Genomic DNA, 18346 nt, shown 5'->3' with positions numbered 1-18346 from the left:
ATAGATAGACTGTTTATTGTATCTATTATTTGAGAAAAAATTAGGAGTGATAATTTTGAATTTTGATGAAGCGTTTAAAATACTGGAAATAGAGCCAACAGATGATAAGAAGAAAATAAAAATTGCATATTCTAAAATGTTGAAAAAATATCATCCTGAAGAGTTTCCTGAGATGTTTATGAGGATTAATGAAGCGTATAGAGTTGCTTTGGAGTTTGAAAAATCTGATTTTGATGAAGTGAAATCAGAGAGTGAGACGGCTGAGAAAAATGACGAAGATACAAAGTTTTTTGAAAGAGTGAAAAAGGATTTTGAAGAAAATAAAGAAAAATCTTTTTTTGGAAATTTTGAAGATATTTTTTCTGAAGGAAAGAATGAAAATAAATTTGAGAATATTTTTTCTAATAAAAATAATTATGAGAATGAAAAGACTTTTGAAAAAAATAAAGAGGAAAAAGAGAATACAAATAATTTTAAGGAAAAAGAAGAACAGAAAAAATCAATATCTGAATGGCTGGAGCAATTTAGAAAACTTGTTTTTTCAGAAAATCGTCCACTATATGAGTACGATGTACTTTTATCTAAATATCATTATAATTTTGATGAATTTGAGAAGAGGCAAATTAGAGAAATTTTGGGGAAAAATAACGATTGGAGCAATATAACTGATATTGAAAAAAAACTTTTGATTTATAATCTTGGTGATTCTAATGAACAAAATGACATTGTTTTAGAAATTTTAGGAAAAAATCAAAGAAATTCTAAGACGGATAATAAAATTTTAGATGAAATTGCAAAAGAAATTAAGAGTAAAAATATTTGGCAAAATGAAAAAGGGTATGACATGTTTATCCAAAATTACTTGAATGTCATGGTTTTTAAGGTATTTGGAATAAATATTGCATTGTATCCTTTTGATGCGGTAGGCAAAGATAAAAATATTTTTAAATATATGTTGCGTAGAATTGGAATGCATATGATAAAAGATGAATATGAAAGTGAAATTAAAAATTCGTATCGCAAAATTAGTAATTCTATGAAAAATTTTAATAACAAAAATGAAGAAAACTCAAAAAATAATTTTAAATCTGTAATGACGGTAATGAGTTCAATAGTGATGGTATTGTATTTGACTGTGATAAGTTTTTTGAAATTTTTAGCTTGGATGGCAGCGGTATTCGCAATAATTTGTGTTATTTATATATTTAAAAATGTGGCGATGATAGGAATTATTTTGTTTACGATTATAGATTGGATTAATATTGCGAATGAAAAAGATTTTAAATGGAGTAAAAAATATGGAATATCTAGTTATCTGTCTATTTTATTAATTAGTGGAATAATTTTGATAGGGAAAATTATTCAGACTGGTGATGAAGCATCAATAAATTTAGGCTATATACCTTATTTGAAATTAATATTACAATATATATTTTTTAATGCAATTATAATCACAAAAATGATTGTAACTATAAATATTAGATATAATCGATTAAAAGATTTTTCAAAACAAGTATTAAATACATTAGATGTATTTGTCTTAAAAAAATATCAAGGAGGAAATGAAAATGGGAAGAATGATTGGAATTGATTTGGGGACAACGAATAGTCTGGCTACATATATTGATGATAATGGAGAAATACAATTTGTAAAAAATGAGTATGGAAATATTTTGATTCCGTCTGTTGTGGGAATTGATGAAAATAATGAGATAACTGTAGGAGAATTGGCGAAAGAGAGAAGGATGATGAACTCTGGAGAAACTGCAAGTAATTTTAAAAGAAAAATGGGAACAAGTGCGAGAATCAAAATAAAAGATAAAGTTTTTGATGCGCAAATGCTTTCTTCGATTGTGTTGAAACATTTGAAGGAAAATGCGGAAAGACAGTTAAATGAAAAAATAGATAGAGCGATTATCAGTGTTCCAGCGTATTTTAATGATAAACAGAGAAAGGATACAAAAATAGCGGCAGAATTGGCAGGAATTACAGTAGAAAGGCTTATAAATGAGCCAACAGCTGCTGCTTTGTCACTAGGAAGTTATATTTTAGACAAAAATTTAAAATTTTTGGTGCTTGATTTGGGTGGCGGGACATTTGATGTTACTTTGCTCGAAACATTTGAAAATATTATGGAAGTGATTTCTATAAGTGGGGATACGATGCTCGGCGGGGAAGATTTTACTACAAAAATATGCGAAATTTTTTTGAAAAATATTCAGAAATCTGTATTGGATTTGAGTCGTGATGAAAGAGTAAAATTGTACACGAAGGCTGATAGAGCAAAAAAATTAATAAGTATAAAAGATGTAGAAATAGAAATGGAAATTGGGAAAACAAATTATAAAATGAAAATTACTCAGAAGGAATTTAGAGAAGCAGTGAAACCGTTACTTGTGAAAATAAAAAATGCGATAGACAAAGCATTGCAAGACGGAAATACGAGTGCTCACGAGATAGAAAAAGTAATTTTAGTTGGCGGAGGTGTAAAACTAGGTATTATTGAAGAGTTTGTAGAGAAATATTTTAACAAAATGCGTGGAGAAAATACATTTTTGGATAGTACAAATTTTGTTGATGGGAAAAAACTTGTATCAATAGTTCAAAATCCAGATACGGTTGTGGCTTATGGAGTTGGAGTAACTGTTGGAATGAAGGAGAGAAATAAAGCGTTTAAGGAAAGAATTTTGACAGATGTATGTCCGTTTACGCTTGGAATTGAAGTGATTGGAGAAAGATTTGCACCAATTATTTCTCGAAATGCGACAGTTCCTACAAGCAGATCCTCATTTTTTTCTACGACAGAAGATAATCAGACAGTGATAAGAATTGCGATTTATCAAGGAGAAAGTTTAAATATAGCTGAAAATTTATTTTTGGGAGATTTTGAAATAAATGTTCCAAAAAATTTGGCTGGGCGTGAAAATGTTGAAGTGAGATTTACTTATGATATAAATGGTATTTTGGAAGTGGAAGTGACTGCATTGAGTACAGGAGAAAAGAGAAATAAACTTATTATCAATGGAGAAATGTCAGAAGAAGAAAAAAATGAAAGAATTAAAATCTTGGAAGAATTGAAAATTCAATCAGAAAATCAATACAAAGACAAGTTGCTAATAGAAAGAGCAAATAGGATTTTTTCTGAAATTGTAAATATGGAAATCCGTAATCGTATTTCGTCTTATTTAGACAAATATAGCTTGATTGTTCGTACAGGTGATAAGATTAGTATTCAAAAGGCTAAAAGAGAATTTACCAATTTTCTTGATAAAATTGACCCAGAAATGAATGATTTGGGAATTGATGATATTTTGTTAGATATTAATGAGAATGAAGATGAAGAAATTATGGAAGAAGATGAACTGAAATTTTGGAATTAGAAAAATAAATTTTAAAATATTGTGTTTACTGAGATTTGTGGACTTTTATAAATAATAAACGTAACTTTTTATAAGGAGAAAATGATTATGAAAATAAAAAAATCGTTGAAAATATTTGGGTTGTCAATTTTGGCAGGAAATATTGTGAATGCAGAATATATAAAAAGAAATGGAGAAATTTATTATCGGGAGTGGATGGAACAAAAGCCGAAATTATTAAAAAATATAGATAAAAAATCATTTGAAATATTGGAAAATGATTTTGCAAAAGATAAGAATAATATTTATTATCAAGGGGAAAAGATTGAAAAGATAGATCCTAAAAGTGCTAAAATATTTGGAAGTCATTTTGTGAAGGATGAAAAAATTGTTTTTGATGCTGATGAAAAAAAGGAATTGAAAGATGTGGATACAAAAACGCTTAAATCAGTTGGAGATTATTATTTTAAAGATAAGAACAATGCTTATTTTGATATGAAAAAAATTGATGAAAAAGTTGATTTGGAGACGTTTGCTTATTTGGACTATTTTTATGCTAAAGATAAGAATAATCTGTATTTTTATGGACAAAAAGTGAAGGGTGTAAGTCCGAATAATTTTAATTTTTGGACTTTATTAAGCAGTGTTCCTGATAACATAATTAAAAGCGGGAATGATTTTTATCTTGTTTATGAAAATAATTCGAATGAAAAAATATATGCGAAAAAAATGGATTTCCCAATTGACAGGGATACTTTTGAAAGTTTTTCCATGAGAGTTTATAAAGATAAAAATAATTTTTATTATTATGATGATACTGATGATATAAAAAAGGGAAAAACGCTTATTAAATTTAAAAATGAGGCTGATATAAAAACACTTAAATTTTTGAAGGAAAAAAATGGCGAAAAAAGTAATGAATATATAAAAGATGAAAAGAATGTCTATTATGTGGATGAAGAAAATGTAGAAATAAAAAAGATAGAAAATGCTGATTACAAAACGTTTCAAGTTATTGAATACTTATATGCAAAGGATAAAAACAATGTTTATTATCAAGGGAAAAAGTTAAATAATGTTAATCCAAATTACTTTAAAATTGTAGAAAATCAAATAAAATATAATAACGAATTTTATAAAATTGATGAAAATATGAATCTTATAAAAACAGAAAGAGAATAAAAGATTGATAAGATAAAAAAGGAGCAAATATTATGAAAAGAAAAAGTTTACTAAAAATATTGGTTTTATTTATTTTAGCGGGAACTATCGCAAATGCTGAGTATTTGAAAAAGGATGGAGAAGTTTATTATGAAATGCCATATCTTGAGATTAAGTTGAAAGTGAAAGGTGCGGATGCAAAGACTTTTGAAAATTTGGGAGAAGATAGGATGAAAATTATCGGCTATTTTGGGAAAGATAGCAAAAATGTTTATTTTCTTGGGAAAAAATTAAAAGATGTTTCAACTAAAAAATTTGAAATTTTGGATGAAAAGTATGTGAAGGATTACAAAAATTTGTATAATCTTAAAACTGATTCACTTTCTTTTTTTTCAATTGATGAAATAAAACCAAAAAAAGTGTCGATTGATGGACTTGATGTGAAAAGTTTTAAAGTTTTAGAAAATAAAAAAGCTTTTTTAACAGACTATTATACGGATAAAAATAGCGTTTATTTTCATAAAGATGATTTGAGAAAAATAACTGGAGCAGATAAAAATTCTTTTGAAATTTTGGTGGAATATATTGCCAGAGATAAAAATAATGTTTATTCTAAAGGGGAAAAGCTAGGAAATATAGATATTAAAAGCTTTAAATATTTTGAAGATGGGCTAGCAAAAGATAAGAACAGAGTTTTTTACATTGAGGATAATAAAGATGTTACAGGAGTAGATGCGAAAACTTTTGAAAGAATGGGAGAAAGTTATTATTTTAGAGATAAAAATAATGTCTTTGCTTTAAAGGATTATAATCCTTATGATTTGGAAATGTTGAAAAATATTGATAGAAATAGTTTTAATACTTTGAGTAAGGAAATTGGAAAGGATAAAAATGGAGTTTATTATTTTGGAGAAAAAATAGATGGAATTTCTTCGAATAATGCTAAAGTTGTTGAAGCGTTGGGAAATAGCGACTATATTCTTCAAAGTGGCAACGACCATTATTTGATGACTGTAAATGAAAAGGATTCAGATAATAATGAAAGATTTGAAATAAAGAAAATAGATAGCTTGAATATTGATTTTGATACATTTAAATATTTTGAGATGTCTAATTTGTATAAAGATAAAAATAGTTTTTATTATCATTCAGATAGTGACTTGAAAAAAATTAAAAGCGACATTGATGTGAAAAGTGCTGAAAAAGTGATGAAATTAAATGATTTTATAAAGGATAAAAATAACCTTTATTATTATTCTAACGGGAAAATTGAGAAGATTAATTTGAAAATAGATGTAAATAATTTGGAATACTTGGATGATGGAAATTCTAACTTTAGTAATTATTTGAGAGATGGGGAAAATGTTTACTTTGTAGATAATGAGCGTGGAAAAGTAAAAATTGTGAAAAATGTTGATAGAAATACATTTAAAGTTGTAAACGGAAATTATGGAGTGGATAGTAAAAATGTTTATTGTTTTGGAGAAAAATTGGATTTTGTAGAACTAGATGGGCTTAAAATCTTTAATGAGATTTATTTGAAAGATAAGAAAAATGTTTATGAAATTTCTGCAAATGATAATGACAAAGTGAAAGTAGAACCGATTAAAAATCTTAATATTGATGTAGCAAGTTTTGAAGATATTTTTGGTGGATTAAATTACAAAGATAAAAATTCAGTTTATTATGTTGATGAAAATAATGGAAAAGTCTCTTTAAAAATATTAAAAGGAGCAGATCCGTCTACATTTGAGTTTGGAATTATTTCAAAAGATAAAAATAGTGTTTTTATTGGAAATCAGAAGTTGAAAGGTGTGAGTTCCAAAGGGTTTGAAGTATTAAATGATAGTTTAGATTTTGTAAAAGATTATAAGAATGTTTACTATTTGGATAGAGAAAGTGATGGGATTACTTATAAAGTGGAAGTTTTAGATACAAAAGGAGTTGACATTCCGAGTTTTGAATTTTTGGGGGATTCTTACAACAAATATTACAAAGATAAGAATAACATATATTTTTTGAATGATAGAGATGACAAAATGAAACTTGAAAAATTGGCTGGTGCAAATCTAAAAACATTTGAAATTATGGATGGTAATTTTGCAAGAGATGATAAAAATCTTTATATTTTTGAGTACAAAGTGGATGGAATTGATCCAAAGACATTTGAAGCATTGAACTATGAAATGATAAAAGATAAAAATGGAGTATATTTTTTGGAAAATATTTCAGAAGAAAATGAAAATTCAGAAATAAAAACTAGAAAGTTGAACTTAAAAGGATTGGATTTGAGAAGTTTTAAAAAAGTTGATGATAGCGATTATTATTTTAAAGATAAAAATAGTATTTACTACGAAGATTCTGGAAATTTACATAAAATAGAAAATGCTGACTTGAAAACATTCAAAGACTTGGATTATAATTTTGCGAAAGATAAAAATAATATTTATTATAAAAATAAAAAATTGGATGGAATCGATGCTGCAAGTTTTGAAAAAATAGAATTTAATTTTATAAAAGATAAAAACAGACTTTATAAAATTGACGAAGATGAAGAAAAAAATGAGATAAAATTAATTCCAATCAATGAAAAAGTCAATCTTGAAAATTTTGAAGAAATAGGCGGAAATTATTATAAAGACGATAAAAATCTCTATTATTTTGGAGAAAATGAGTTTAAGAAAATGGAAGGAGCAGATCCAAATTCATTTAAATATGACAACGAAAATTATACTTTTATTGCAAAAGACAAAAACAATGTTTATTTTGAAGGAGAAAAAATAAAAGGAATAGATGTTAAGAGTGCCGAAGGAATAGACGGGCTTTGGATAAAAGATAAAAATAGTGTGTTTTATCGAGGGAAGAAATTGAAGAAAATCAGTTCAAATAACTTTAACTATTTTGATGGTGGAATTTCGTATGATAAAATTTTAGTTGACAAAAATGGAGCTTACAAATTGCTGGAAAGTGAAAATCAAAAAGATAAAATAATTCCACTCGACAGCAAAAACATCGACTTAAAAACTCTTGAAAGATTTGATACACCAATAGATGGTTCAAATTATTTCAAAGATAAAAACGGAGTTTATTTCTTGAACGGAGAAAAATTTGTAAAAATAAATGGAGCAGATAGAGATAGTTTTGAAGTAACGATGAGTGGGAAATATGGGAAAGATAAGAATAATGTTTATTTTGAAGGAAAAAGAATGGAAGGGAAAAATCCGATTGAATTTGAGGAGGAAATGTTGGAGAAGGAGTAAGACATATGAAAAAAGTTTGCTAAAAATTTTAATGTTATTGGGTTTAGTAGGAAATTATGCAAAAGATAAGAATGGTGAATATTATCGTGGAGAAAAGATTAGAGAAAATAGAGGAATTAAATAGGGTAAATTTCAAAAAAATGATATAATAAAAACAGGAATTGAAAAGAAAAAAAGGATAATATGCAGAGCAAGAAATTACTATATCTTAAAGAAATAATTGAAAAAAGAAAGGGGTAAATTTAATATGGACATTGGGATTAAAGCAAAATTGCCAATTGGAATATCTGATTTCAAAAAAATTATCAAAAATGACTATTATTATTTTGATAAAACCAATCTAATTGAAAATATTTTAAAGGATGGTTCTGAAGTAAAACTATTTACTCGTCCTAGACGATTTGGAAAAACATTGAATATGTCGATGCTTAAATACTTTTTTGATGTTAAGAATAAAGATGAGAACAGGAGATTGTTTGAAGGGTTGAATATTTCTAAAAGTGAATATTTTGGCATGCAGGGGAATTTTCCTGTGATTTCGGTTTCGTTTAAGAAGTATCAGGAAAAAGATTGGAAAAATGGATTTGATATGATTAAAGATATTATTTCTGGCTTGTATGATGAATTTGAGTTTGTGAAGGAAAAACTTAGTACAAGAAAAAAGAAAAAGTTTGATTCGATATTGATGGAGGAGGCTAATCTTGCTAATTGGAAAAATTCGTTGGTGGATCTTTCAAATTATTTGTATGATTTTTATGGAAAAAAAGTGATCGTTTTAATAGATGAATATGATCAACCAATAATAAATTCCTATATCGAGGGATATTACGATGAAACTATTGATTTTTTTAAAAGTTTTTACGGAGCTGTTTTGAAAGATAATGAGTATCTTGAAATGGGAGTTATGACTGGGATTTTGAGGATTGCTAAGGAAAATATTTTTTCTGGGTTGAATAATTTAGAAGTTCATACAATTTTAGATGATGAATTTACAGAATATTTTGGGATTATAGAAAACGAAGTGGAGAAATCACTCGAAGATTTTGGTTTGGAGTATGAATTGAAAGATGTCCAAAAATGGTATAATGGTTATTTATTTGGAAATAGACAAGTTTATAATCCGTGGTCTATTATCAATTTTTTAAAAAATGGAAAATTGAAACCTTATTGGGTAAACACAAGTGGAAATGGTCTTATTAAATTGTATTTGAAAAAGTTAAGAGACACTATTTTTGATGATTTCACAAAACTTCTTGATAAAAAAAGTATATTAAAAATCATTAATGATAATATGACTTTTGGTAATTTGGAAGCAAATTTTGAAAAAAATATTTGGAATTTATTTTTTCATAGTGGTTACTTGACTCTGGCAGAAAAATATGATGAAATGAAAAAAATTGTCAATATAAAAATACCCAATAAAGAAATTTTAGAAATGTTTTCGGATATGTTTATTGAAGTATATTTTAAAAATACTGGAATTTTTTTGGATATGACTAATGCGCTTACAAATGGTGATATTTCAAATTTCAAAAAATATCTAAAAGAAATTTTATTGGAAAATGCTGGAATATTTGATGTGAGTGGAACTTACAAAGAGCAATTTTATCACGGATTGATGTTAGGATTAATTTTAACTTTGAAAAATGAATACGAAATTACATCGAATAATTTTGCGGGAAAAGGAAGATATGATTTACTTTTAAAACCTAAAAATATTTTGGAAGGAAAAGAAGGAATTATTATTAAGTTGAAAATTATTAATGAAGTGAAAAATTTAAATGATAATAAAATTCATGAAAAACTTGAAAAAGAATGTGAAGTTGCATTAAAGCAGATTGATGAGAAAGAATATAGTTCAGTTTTAAAAAATGCTGGAGTTGAGAAACTTTTGAAAATTGGGATTGCATTTTTGGGAAAAGAATTTGAAATAAAGTTTGAAAGAGAATAATAGGAAATAGTTTTTAAGATATGCTTTTAAAGCATAACTGGTTATAAAAAATAAGTATTTGATATAATAGGATAAATATTGTAAAATAAATTATAAGAAAATAAAAAATTTAGATTTTATCTAATTTTAAGAGGTGATTTTTTATGAATAAAATATTAGTAGCTTACTTTTCAGCGACAGGGACAACAAAAAAAGTTGCAGAAAAATTGGCAAAAGCGACTGGGGGAAATTTGTTTGAGATAAAACCGCAAGTTGAGTATACTTCTGAGGATTTGAATTGGAACGACAAAAAAAGTAGAAGTTCAGTGGAAATGAATGATGAATTTAGCCGCCCAGAAATTGAAAATGTTGTAGAGAATATTGATGATTATGATACTGTGTTTGTTGGATTTCCAGTTTGGTGGTATATTCCGCCTCGTATTATTCAGACTTTTATTGAAAAACATAATTTGAGTGGGAAAAAGATAATCACTTTTGCGACATCAGGTGGAAGCGGGATAAAAGGCTCAACAGATTTTTTGAAAAAAAATTATTCGGAATTGAATATTATTGAAGGCAAAAGATTTGAGTGGAATGAAAGCTTGGAAAGCATTGGAGCTTGGACTAAAAAATTATAATTTGTTGATAATTATAAATAACATATTGCCAAACTCAAATGAAGCTTAAAAAGAAAGGATAAAAATGAATATAAAGAAAACAGAATCTAAAAATATAACGAGTGTAAATCCAGTAAATGATAGAATTGTGAAAATTACTGGAGAATTTATGAAAGAAAATCAAAATAATTTTAAACTGAAAGACAGAAGTGAAGTATTTTTAAATAGAAAAAAAGATTTGAAAATTGATGCTTTTACACATATTTTGACACCAAATTTTTTTAAAGACATTAAGGAATTAAATCCTAAAATTCCTCAAATGTTTGGTACATTAATAAATGAGCCTTTAGTAAATGTGGATGCAAGAAGAAAATATCATAATGAATATTCGGATGTTAAAGAAATTATTTCAATGATAAATTTTAATCCTGAAGATTTTATAAAAGATAGAGAAAAAACTTATGAAATTACAAGAAAAGCTAATGAAGAATTGATAGAAACAGTAAAAGACAATTCAGACTTATTCGTGGGGGCTGTTGGAATGGTTCCGATGAATAATGTCGATGGAGCGGTAAGAATTATTAATGAACAAGTTGGTAAAAATAAAGAAATGTTTGGAATTCAGTTGTTTTCAAAGGCTCTTGGAAAGTCAATTGCAAGTGATGAATATTTGCCAATATTTGAGGCAGTGGCAAAAAATGATGTGGTAATATTTTTGCATCCTGTGTATGATATGAGTAAAAATAATAACAATATCATATTTTCGTGGGAATATGAACAGACACAGGCTATGAATGAAATTGTAATGGCTGGAATTTTTAAGAAATATCCAAATATTAAAATATTAGTTCATCATGCTGGTGCGATGGTTCCGTTTTTTGCAAACCGATTGCCACTTGTGATGCCAAAAGAATATGCAGATGATTTTAAGAAATTTTATGTTGACACGGCAATTATTGGAAATACAAAGGCTGTGGATATGGCAATTGATTATTTTGGGGAAGATAAGGTAATTTTTGCAACTGATGCTCCTGTGGGAATGCAGCCAGCTGGTGCAACTGTTGATGTGATAGAATCTATCGAAAATTTAAATGTAAGTGAAACAACTAGATATAAAATATATCGTAAAAATTTAGAAAATATATTGAATGTGAAATTTGATTAAACAGAGGTAAAAGAAAATGAGAAAAAAAATTACTGCAGGAAGAGATTTATTAGGTAATATTGCACCAAAATTTGCACAATTGAATGATGACGTTTTGTTTGGAGAAGTTTGGGCAAGAGAGGATAAGTTATCGGCTAGGGATAGAAGTTTGATTACGGTCACTGGACTTATGGCGAGTGGAATTTTGGATAGTTCTTTGAAATTTCATTTAAAAAGTGCTTTGGAAAATGGGGTTACAAGAGAAGAATTGGCAGAGGCTGTTACACATTTAGGATTTTATGTGGGATGGCCAAAAGCTTGGGCTGTATTTCGGCTTTTGAAAGAGATCTATTCAGAAGATGGGACGGCTAATCCTGTAAACAGCTTGTTTGGGAAAGGCGATTATAACGAGGCTTATGCAAAATATTTTAATGGGAAAACTTATTTAAAAACATTAGTTGAGCCGAATGACACTTTAAAAGTTGGTGTTCACAATGTTGTTTTCGAGCCAGGAGTTATAAATAACTGGCATTCTCATTCAAATGGACAAGTATTATTGGTGACTGATGGATACGGCTGGTATCAAGAAGACGGGAAACAAGCAGTAGAATTACATCCAGGAGATGTTGTGAATATTCCTAAAAATGTTAAGCATTGGCATGGAGCGGCAAAAGACAGTTGGTTTACGCATATTGCCTTGTCAGATGGCGGTTCGACTGAATGGTTTGGGATATTGTCAGAAGATGAATATGAAAAGTTGCCAAAAGCGGTGAATGCGAGATAAGTTAGTATAAAAAAATTATAAAATGAATGAGGATTTATGGAATTAAGAATTTTAAAATATTTTTTGATGATTGCAAAAGAGGAAAATATAACGAAAGCGGCAAAATCACTTTATATCACACAACCGACATTATCACGGCAATTGGCACAGCTTGAGGAAGAGCTGGGAGTCAAACTTTTTACGAGAAGTAATCGTAAAATTTTATTGACTGACGATGGGGAATTTTTGCAGAGAAGGGCGAGAGAAATACTTTATTTAACAGAAAAAACGAAAAAAGAGCTGTCTTATGACAATGAAATTGTTGCTGGAGAAATATCTATTGGATGTGGCGAATTTTTGGGAATGAATGAACTTGCAAAATTACTCTCGGAATTTCAGGAAAAGTATCCAAATGTTAAATTTGACATTTATAGTGGGACAGCCGAAGATATTATTTATAGAATTGAACACGGTTTTTTGGATATGGGACTTGTATTTGACTATATAAATAAGGAAAAGTATAAATTTATAAGATTGAAACAGATTGAAGAATGGGGACTTTTGGTTAGAAAAGACCATAAATTGGCTTCAAATAAATTTATTTATCCAGAAGAAATAAAAAAAGAATCGGTAATTATTTCTAAAAATAAATTAATTCAAAATGAATTTACAAATTGGATGGGAATTCCTATGGAGAAATTAAATGTTGGTGCTACTTTCACACTGGTTTATAATGCTGCGATGATGGTGAAAAATGGAATGGGAATGGCAGTTTGCTTAAAATTAGAGAATAATTTTGAAGATTTGAAATTTATTCCATTTTATAAAGCAGCAATTTCTAAGACAATTTTGGCTTGGAAACCGTGTTTAAAATATTCAGTGGCGACAGAAAAATTTATTAAATTTATTGAGGAGAAAAGAAATGCTACCAATTTTTAATATTTTTGAGCTTGGGGTCAAAGAAAACGAAAAAAATGCATATGTGGCAGTTGGTAAAAATAATATTACAAAGTCAGTTTTAAATGATGAAGGTACACTTGGGATGTATTTGGTTCAGGAAAAAGAAAATCCCAATATGACTTATATGTTTGAAGTTTATGAAGATGAGAAAAGTTACCAGGAACATGTCAAGTCAGAACAATATAAAGAATTTTTAAAAAAGTCGCCAGCAATTTTGACTGAGCATAAAAAGAAAATCCAAGTAATGCCAGAGTATATAGGAGATAAAAAGTTTGTGCAAACAAGAAATACTCGTGTAAATTATGTTACAGTTGATGTAAAAGAAGGATTTAATGATGCTTTCAGGGAAATTGTACTTGATGAAATGAAGCAGTCGATAAAAGAAGAAGGTGTTTATGTAATTTATGCTGCGACGGCAACAGGAAATCTGAATAAATGGTACTTTTTTGAAATTTATGAAAATGAAAAAGCGTATCAGAATCACAGAAAAACAGCTCATTTTAAAAAATATATTGAGCAAACGGAAAATATAATTGAAAATAAAGAATTTATAAATATTGAAGGTATAAAATTATTAAATAAAGGTAATTTAAATTATGTAAAATAAAAATATTAATTTTGAACTTTGGAAAAATATATAAAAAATGGAGATGATTTCAAATGAAAACAACAAAAATACAGGAAATAGATGTGCCTAAAGTAGCACTAGGAACTTGGTCTTGGGGATTTGGAGGAATCGCTGGAGGAGATTCGATTTTTGGAAATAAATTAGGAAAAGATGAATTGAAACCTGTTTTTGATAGAGCAATGGATTTGGGACTAAAATTGTGGGATACTGCCACTGTTTATGCGAGTGGTCAATCTGAAACTATTTTGGGAGAATTTGTAAAAGATAGAAGTGATGCGATAATTTCTACAAAATTTACACCTGAACTTGCTGAAGGAAGAGGAGATAATGCAATTTTTGAATTTCTTGATGAAAGTTTAGAAAGATTGAAAAAGAAAGTTATTGATATTTATTGGATACACAATACAAAAGATATGGAGAAATGGGCACCTAAATTGGTTGATGTGTTAAGATCAGGAAAAGTGAAAAAAGTAGGAGTTTCTAACCACAATTTGGAACAAATAAAATATGTGAATAATATTTTGAAAGAAGCTGGATTTCAGTTGCATGCTATTCAAAATCATTTTAGCTTACTTTACAAAACAATTGAAACAACTGGAATTTTAGATTATTGCAAGGAAAATAATATCGCAGTGTTTTCATACATGGTACTTGAACAAGGCGCTTTATCTGGAAAATATACAAAAGAAAATCCCTTGCCAGCTGGAACAAGAAGGGGTGAAGCATTCCCGCCTGAAACTTTGGCAAAATTAGAGCCATTATTTTATGAAATGAAAATTTTAGGTGGAAAATATTCTGCAACAATTCCTGAAATTGCGACTGCCTGGGCAATAGCAAAAGGAACAATTCCAATAATTGGAGTTACAAAACCTAATCAAGTTGATGATGCCAAAAGAGCTGCAAGTGTTGAATTAAGTGATGAAGATGTTGAGCTTATGGATAGAGTAGCTATTAGTACAGGTGTTACTGTGAAAGGTGAATGGGAAAGTTCGATGTAGTTTATTCATAGGATGAGCTTTATATCTAGTGTTTAGAGAAACGATAGTTTGAAGGAATAAGCATAAAAGCGTTGAAATATGCTGAAAAATTGTGGAATTAGTTAAATAAATTTGTGTAAACACAGAATAAAGGGAGTGTGTCTTTACTCCCTTTTTTATAAAAAAATATTGTATAATTAATTTAATAAGTGAAATAAAAAAACTTATATTCATTGTTAAAAAAGGCTGTTTTAATATTTCCAGGGTGTGTAAAAATTTTTGTGTAAACCTCTAGATAATATATGGTAAAATAACTGTATAATATTTGGAGGTTTTTGTTATGACTAAAAAGAAAATTGACAACGAAATTTTTAAAACACTGATTGAGGATTACAATATTAAAGATACTAATGATATTAAGGATATGCTTAAGGATTTGCTTTCGGGTACTATCCAAACCATGCTTGAAGCTGAAATTGAGCATGAACTGGGGTATGCTAAACATTCTATGAAAGATAAGACTACTTCTAATGCTAGAAATGGACATTCCAAGAAAACTGTTAGAAGTGAGTATGGCAATCTTGATTTAGATATTCCTAGAGATAGAAATGCTGAGTTTGAGCCTCAAATCATCCCTAAATATCAAAGAGAAATTACTGGCATTGAAGGACAGATTCTTTCTCTTTATGCTAAAGGAATGAGCAATAGAGATATCGAGGACCATCTCAATAATCTTTATGGAATTGATGTTTCGCCATCTATGATCAGTAAAATTACAGATAAAATTATACCTGAAATTAGGGAATGGCAGTCTAGACAGCTTGAGGATGTATACCCAATAGTTTTTATGGATGCTATCCATTACAGCGTAAGAAAAGATGGAGTTGTTGTTAAAAAGGCGGTATATTTAGCTATAGGAATAGATAAGGAAGGGCGAAAGGAGGTCTTAGGATTTTGGATAGGAGAAAATGAATCAAGCAAGTACTGGCTAAATGTTTTAAATGAATTAAAAAACAGAGGAGTTCAGGATATACTAATTATGTCTGTTGATAATTTAAAAGGGTTCAGCGAAGCAATATCTTCGGTGTTCCCTAAGACAGAAATTCAAAAATGTGTGGTTCATCAAATTAGAAACAGCATAAGATACATATCTTACAAAGATGTAAGGGAATTTACATCAGACTTAAAAGAAATGTACAATGCACCAACACTGGAACAGGCAGAGTTTAAACTGGATGAACTAGAAGAAAAATGGGGTAAAAAGTATATGGCAGTAATTAATTCCTGGAGAAGTAACTGGAATGAGTTGACAACATACTTTAAATATGATACAAAGATAAGAAAGCTGATATATACGACAAACCCGATAGAAAGCTTAAACAGACAATTAAGAAAGTATACGAAGACAAAATCACTTTATCCGACAGATGAAGCATTGATGAAGTCAGTATATTTAAGTTTAAAGGAAGCAACAAGGAAATGGACTGGAAGAATACCGGGCTGGGGAGAAATATATTCTCAGTTAAGTATTTATTTTGAAGGAAGGATTTAAAAACAGGATGATAAAAATACCATCCTGTACCATATATTATATTTTGAGTTTACACAAAATTCTGGACACTCTCTATTTCCAGCCTTTTTTTTCAATTTAATTATTTGGGAATACACCCATAATCGTCATACTTAGCTTTATATCTTTTTAAAAAACCATCATAATCAGTAATGACAATATCTTTTCTTTGTACTTCAATGTATGAATCTTTAAAAAAATTTGTATAACCTTTTATCCCACATTTTAACATTATTATTGCATTATTGTCATTTAAATATTTTTGTAATTCAGAAACATTTTCTGTTCTTATACCCATATTTCCACTCCAAAAAAAATTATTATTACTAAGGTCTCCTCTATCTACAGCACAATTATCTAAATTTACTCTTAGAACACCCTTCTCAGATTGATAACTAGGTCTTACTGAAGTACATAATAAATAATTAAAGTTATCAAGTGGCTCTGATAATTTATGTTGATACGAATAAGAAATTGAAGATAAAATCAAAACACCTAATAGCACTAATATTTTTCTAAGTAAAAATACTTTTCTAAATTTTAATTTCATTTATTTTTCTCCTTTCTAAAAATTTTTAAAATTTATTAATTGTATTATACCCCCCCAGATTTGTCTAAACTTTATTTTGGATTAATTTATTGTTAATTATAAATAATATTAATATTTAAAACTAAAGCTAAATATTGATAAATCCATTTTATAAGTGTTTTTTATCATACTTAAACATTCTCCAAAACCCAACGAAACCCCTTCCCAGTCCGCACATCCGAATCTCTAAAATGATTTCCTTCATTCCAATCTAAAATACATTTTTCTACATTTTCATAATTTCTCAAAATTTCAAAATATTCCCTTATATTATCCCCAATCTTCGATAAAACCTGATGTTTAGTCTTTTCTTCCAAATCCCCAAGACTCAAATAAACATTTTTTGCCAAAATCTCATTGTTTTTCACAAATTTTATCCAATCCTTATACCAAACCGATGGTGAAACTCCAGCTATTCCATCAAAAATATCTGTCTGATAACCGCTCCAAAGCGAAAATAACCCAGCAAGAGAATATCCACCTAAAATATACTTCACGTTCTTATCTTGAATATTCATAAATTCTGCCAAACTTGGAATCAATTTTTCCTTTATAAACTCTAATGTTTTACCAGCTTCATTTCCAAAATTGCCTTTTCCACGAAGAAGAGGCATTTCCCATGGAGTCAGTTCGCTGTTCCAGTCGTCTATTTTAAATGCGGCAAGGCTAAAATTTTTACTTGTATTTTCAGAAATATATCTTACTTCGTTATCAAGAACATCAATATCATGTTCGTCGACAGGCTGAATTAAAACATATTCCGTATTTTTATTTTCCTTCATATACAAAATACATTCGTTGTCTTCTATTTTTAAATTTAATTTTTTCATAGCAGCTCCTTTTTAATATTGAATTTATTTTAAATAAATTTTGATTAATATAATTAATTATAACATATGTTTTTAAAAATTTTATTCAATTTATTTATACTATTTATAATTTTTTTCTTTGCTTAAATATATTTAATTTTTTTTTAAATTATGGTAAAATAAACTAAAATACTTGATAAAATCTGGAATTTTTGTAAACTCTATCAACAAAAGAATATTTATAGAGAGGATAATGAAATGTTTAGAAGGAAAAAAGAAATTTTTTATGTTGGAAAAGTTAAAATTATTATTAATGAATCAACCCTTGATGTATTTAGAAATACAATCTATTATGTAGATGTGCAGAATGCCCTGTGTATTAAAGGTGTTCCGTTTATTACCTGCGATATTTACGAAGATGAATTTTCCAACCATTTAATTGCTCAGGTAGGATTGGAAGATGACGAGGAAAATAATATATTACCAAGTGTAGATAAACTGAAAAATAAAAAAATTGTTTGCTTTATTCAGTTAGATGAGCATATAATGAGATAAAACTGTTGAACTGCTCAGAATTAT

The 18346-nt window shown here is 28.1% G+C and carries 15 protein-coding genes; 13 read left to right on the top strand and 2 right to left on the bottom strand.

What is annotated here, in order from left to right; translation table 11 throughout:
* Positions 1-55: 55 nt before the first annotated feature.
* The 12 genes from AXF11_RS02840 to AXF11_RS02785 all read left to right on the top strand — a co-directional run bounded on the left by AXF11_RS02840 (position 56) and on the right by AXF11_RS02785 (position 16351).
* Positions 56-1591, top strand: a complete 1536-nt coding sequence (locus AXF11_RS02840; RefSeq protein ID WP_068154752.1) for a DnaJ domain-containing protein — start codon at positions 56-58, stop codon at positions 1589-1591.
* Positions 1569-3380 carry an Hsp70 family protein gene (locus AXF11_RS02835; protein ID WP_068154751.1) on the top strand — a complete coding sequence of 604 codons (1812 nt, stop codon included), beginning with the start codon at positions 1569-1571 and terminating at the stop codon, positions 3378-3380. Before AXF11_RS02840 ends, AXF11_RS02835 begins: the two co-directional genes overlap by 23 nt.
* A 51-nt stretch (positions 3381-3431) precedes the next feature.
* Positions 3432-4541, top strand: coding sequence for a DKNYY domain-containing protein (locus tag AXF11_RS02830; protein ID WP_335338996.1), 1110 nt, complete (start codon positions 3432-3434; stop codon positions 4539-4541).
* 32 nt (positions 4542-4573) lie between these two features.
* Positions 4574-7780, top strand: coding sequence for a DKNYY domain-containing protein (locus AXF11_RS02825; protein WP_068154747.1), 3207 nt, complete (start codon positions 4574-4576; stop codon positions 7778-7780).
* Positions 7781-8027: 247 nt separating this feature from the next.
* Positions 8028-9731 (top strand): AAA family ATPase, encoded by a 1704-nt coding sequence (locus AXF11_RS02820; protein ID WP_068154745.1) that lies wholly within the window; start codon positions 8028-8030, stop codon positions 9729-9731.
* Positions 9732-9874: 143 nt separating this feature from the next.
* Positions 9875-10348 (top strand): flavodoxin, encoded by a 474-nt coding sequence (locus AXF11_RS02815; RefSeq protein WP_068154743.1) that lies wholly within the window; start codon positions 9875-9877, stop codon positions 10346-10348.
* Between the two features lie 64 nt (positions 10349-10412).
* Positions 10413-11492, top strand: a complete 1080-nt coding sequence (locus tag AXF11_RS02810; protein WP_197416843.1) for an amidohydrolase family protein — start codon at positions 10413-10415, stop codon at positions 11490-11492.
* A gap of 16 nt (positions 11493-11508) precedes the next feature.
* Positions 11509-12255, top strand: coding sequence for a carboxymuconolactone decarboxylase family protein (locus tag AXF11_RS02805; RefSeq protein WP_068154739.1), 747 nt, complete (start codon positions 11509-11511; stop codon positions 12253-12255).
* A gap of 36 nt (positions 12256-12291) precedes the next feature.
* Positions 12292-13173, top strand: a complete 882-nt coding sequence (locus tag AXF11_RS02800; RefSeq protein ID WP_068154737.1) for a LysR family transcriptional regulator — start codon at positions 12292-12294, stop codon at positions 13171-13173.
* A complete protein-coding gene (locus AXF11_RS02795) occupies positions 13157-13801 on the top strand; it encodes a putative quinol monooxygenase (protein WP_068154735.1) in 645 nt (214 codons plus the stop codon). Before AXF11_RS02800 ends, AXF11_RS02795 begins: the two co-directional genes overlap by 17 nt.
* Positions 13802-13854: 53 nt before the next feature.
* Entirely contained in the window at positions 13855-14820 is a 966-nt protein-coding gene (locus AXF11_RS02790) for an aldo/keto reductase (RefSeq protein WP_068154733.1), read from the top strand.
* 319 nt (positions 14821-15139) lie between these two features.
* A complete protein-coding gene (locus tag AXF11_RS02785; RefSeq protein ID WP_068153993.1) occupies positions 15140-16351 on the top strand; it encodes an IS256 family transposase in 1212 nt (403 codons plus the stop codon).
* A gap of 100 nt (positions 16352-16451) precedes the next feature.
* On the opposite strand, the gene AXF11_RS02780 is transcribed toward AXF11_RS02785, so the two are convergent.
* Both AXF11_RS02780 and AXF11_RS02775 read right to left on the bottom strand, forming a co-directional pair.
* Positions 16452-16919 carry a hypothetical protein gene (locus AXF11_RS02780; RefSeq protein ID WP_068154731.1) on the bottom strand — a complete coding sequence of 156 codons (468 nt, stop codon included), beginning with the start codon at positions 16917-16919 and terminating at the stop codon, positions 16452-16454.
* A gap of 170 nt (positions 16920-17089) precedes the next feature.
* Positions 17090-17788, bottom strand: a complete 699-nt coding sequence (locus AXF11_RS02775) for an esterase (protein ID WP_068154729.1) — start codon at positions 17786-17788, stop codon at positions 17090-17092.
* Between the two features lie 237 nt (positions 17789-18025).
* Here AXF11_RS02775 and AXF11_RS02770 point away from each other — a divergent pair, with 237 nt between their 5' ends.
* Positions 18026-18322 (top strand): hypothetical protein, encoded by a 297-nt coding sequence (locus tag AXF11_RS02770; RefSeq protein WP_068154727.1) that lies wholly within the window; start codon positions 18026-18028, stop codon positions 18320-18322.
* Positions 18323-18346 lie beyond the last annotated feature (24 nt).

Source organism: Leptotrichia sp. oral taxon 847, from assembly GCF_001553645.1.
In the GTDB taxonomy this organism is placed as follows: Bacteria; Fusobacteriota; Fusobacteriia; order Fusobacteriales; family Leptotrichiaceae; genus Leptotrichia.
Note: the sequence above shows the minus strand (reverse complement) of the source record. Positions and strands in the feature narration are given on the sequence as shown.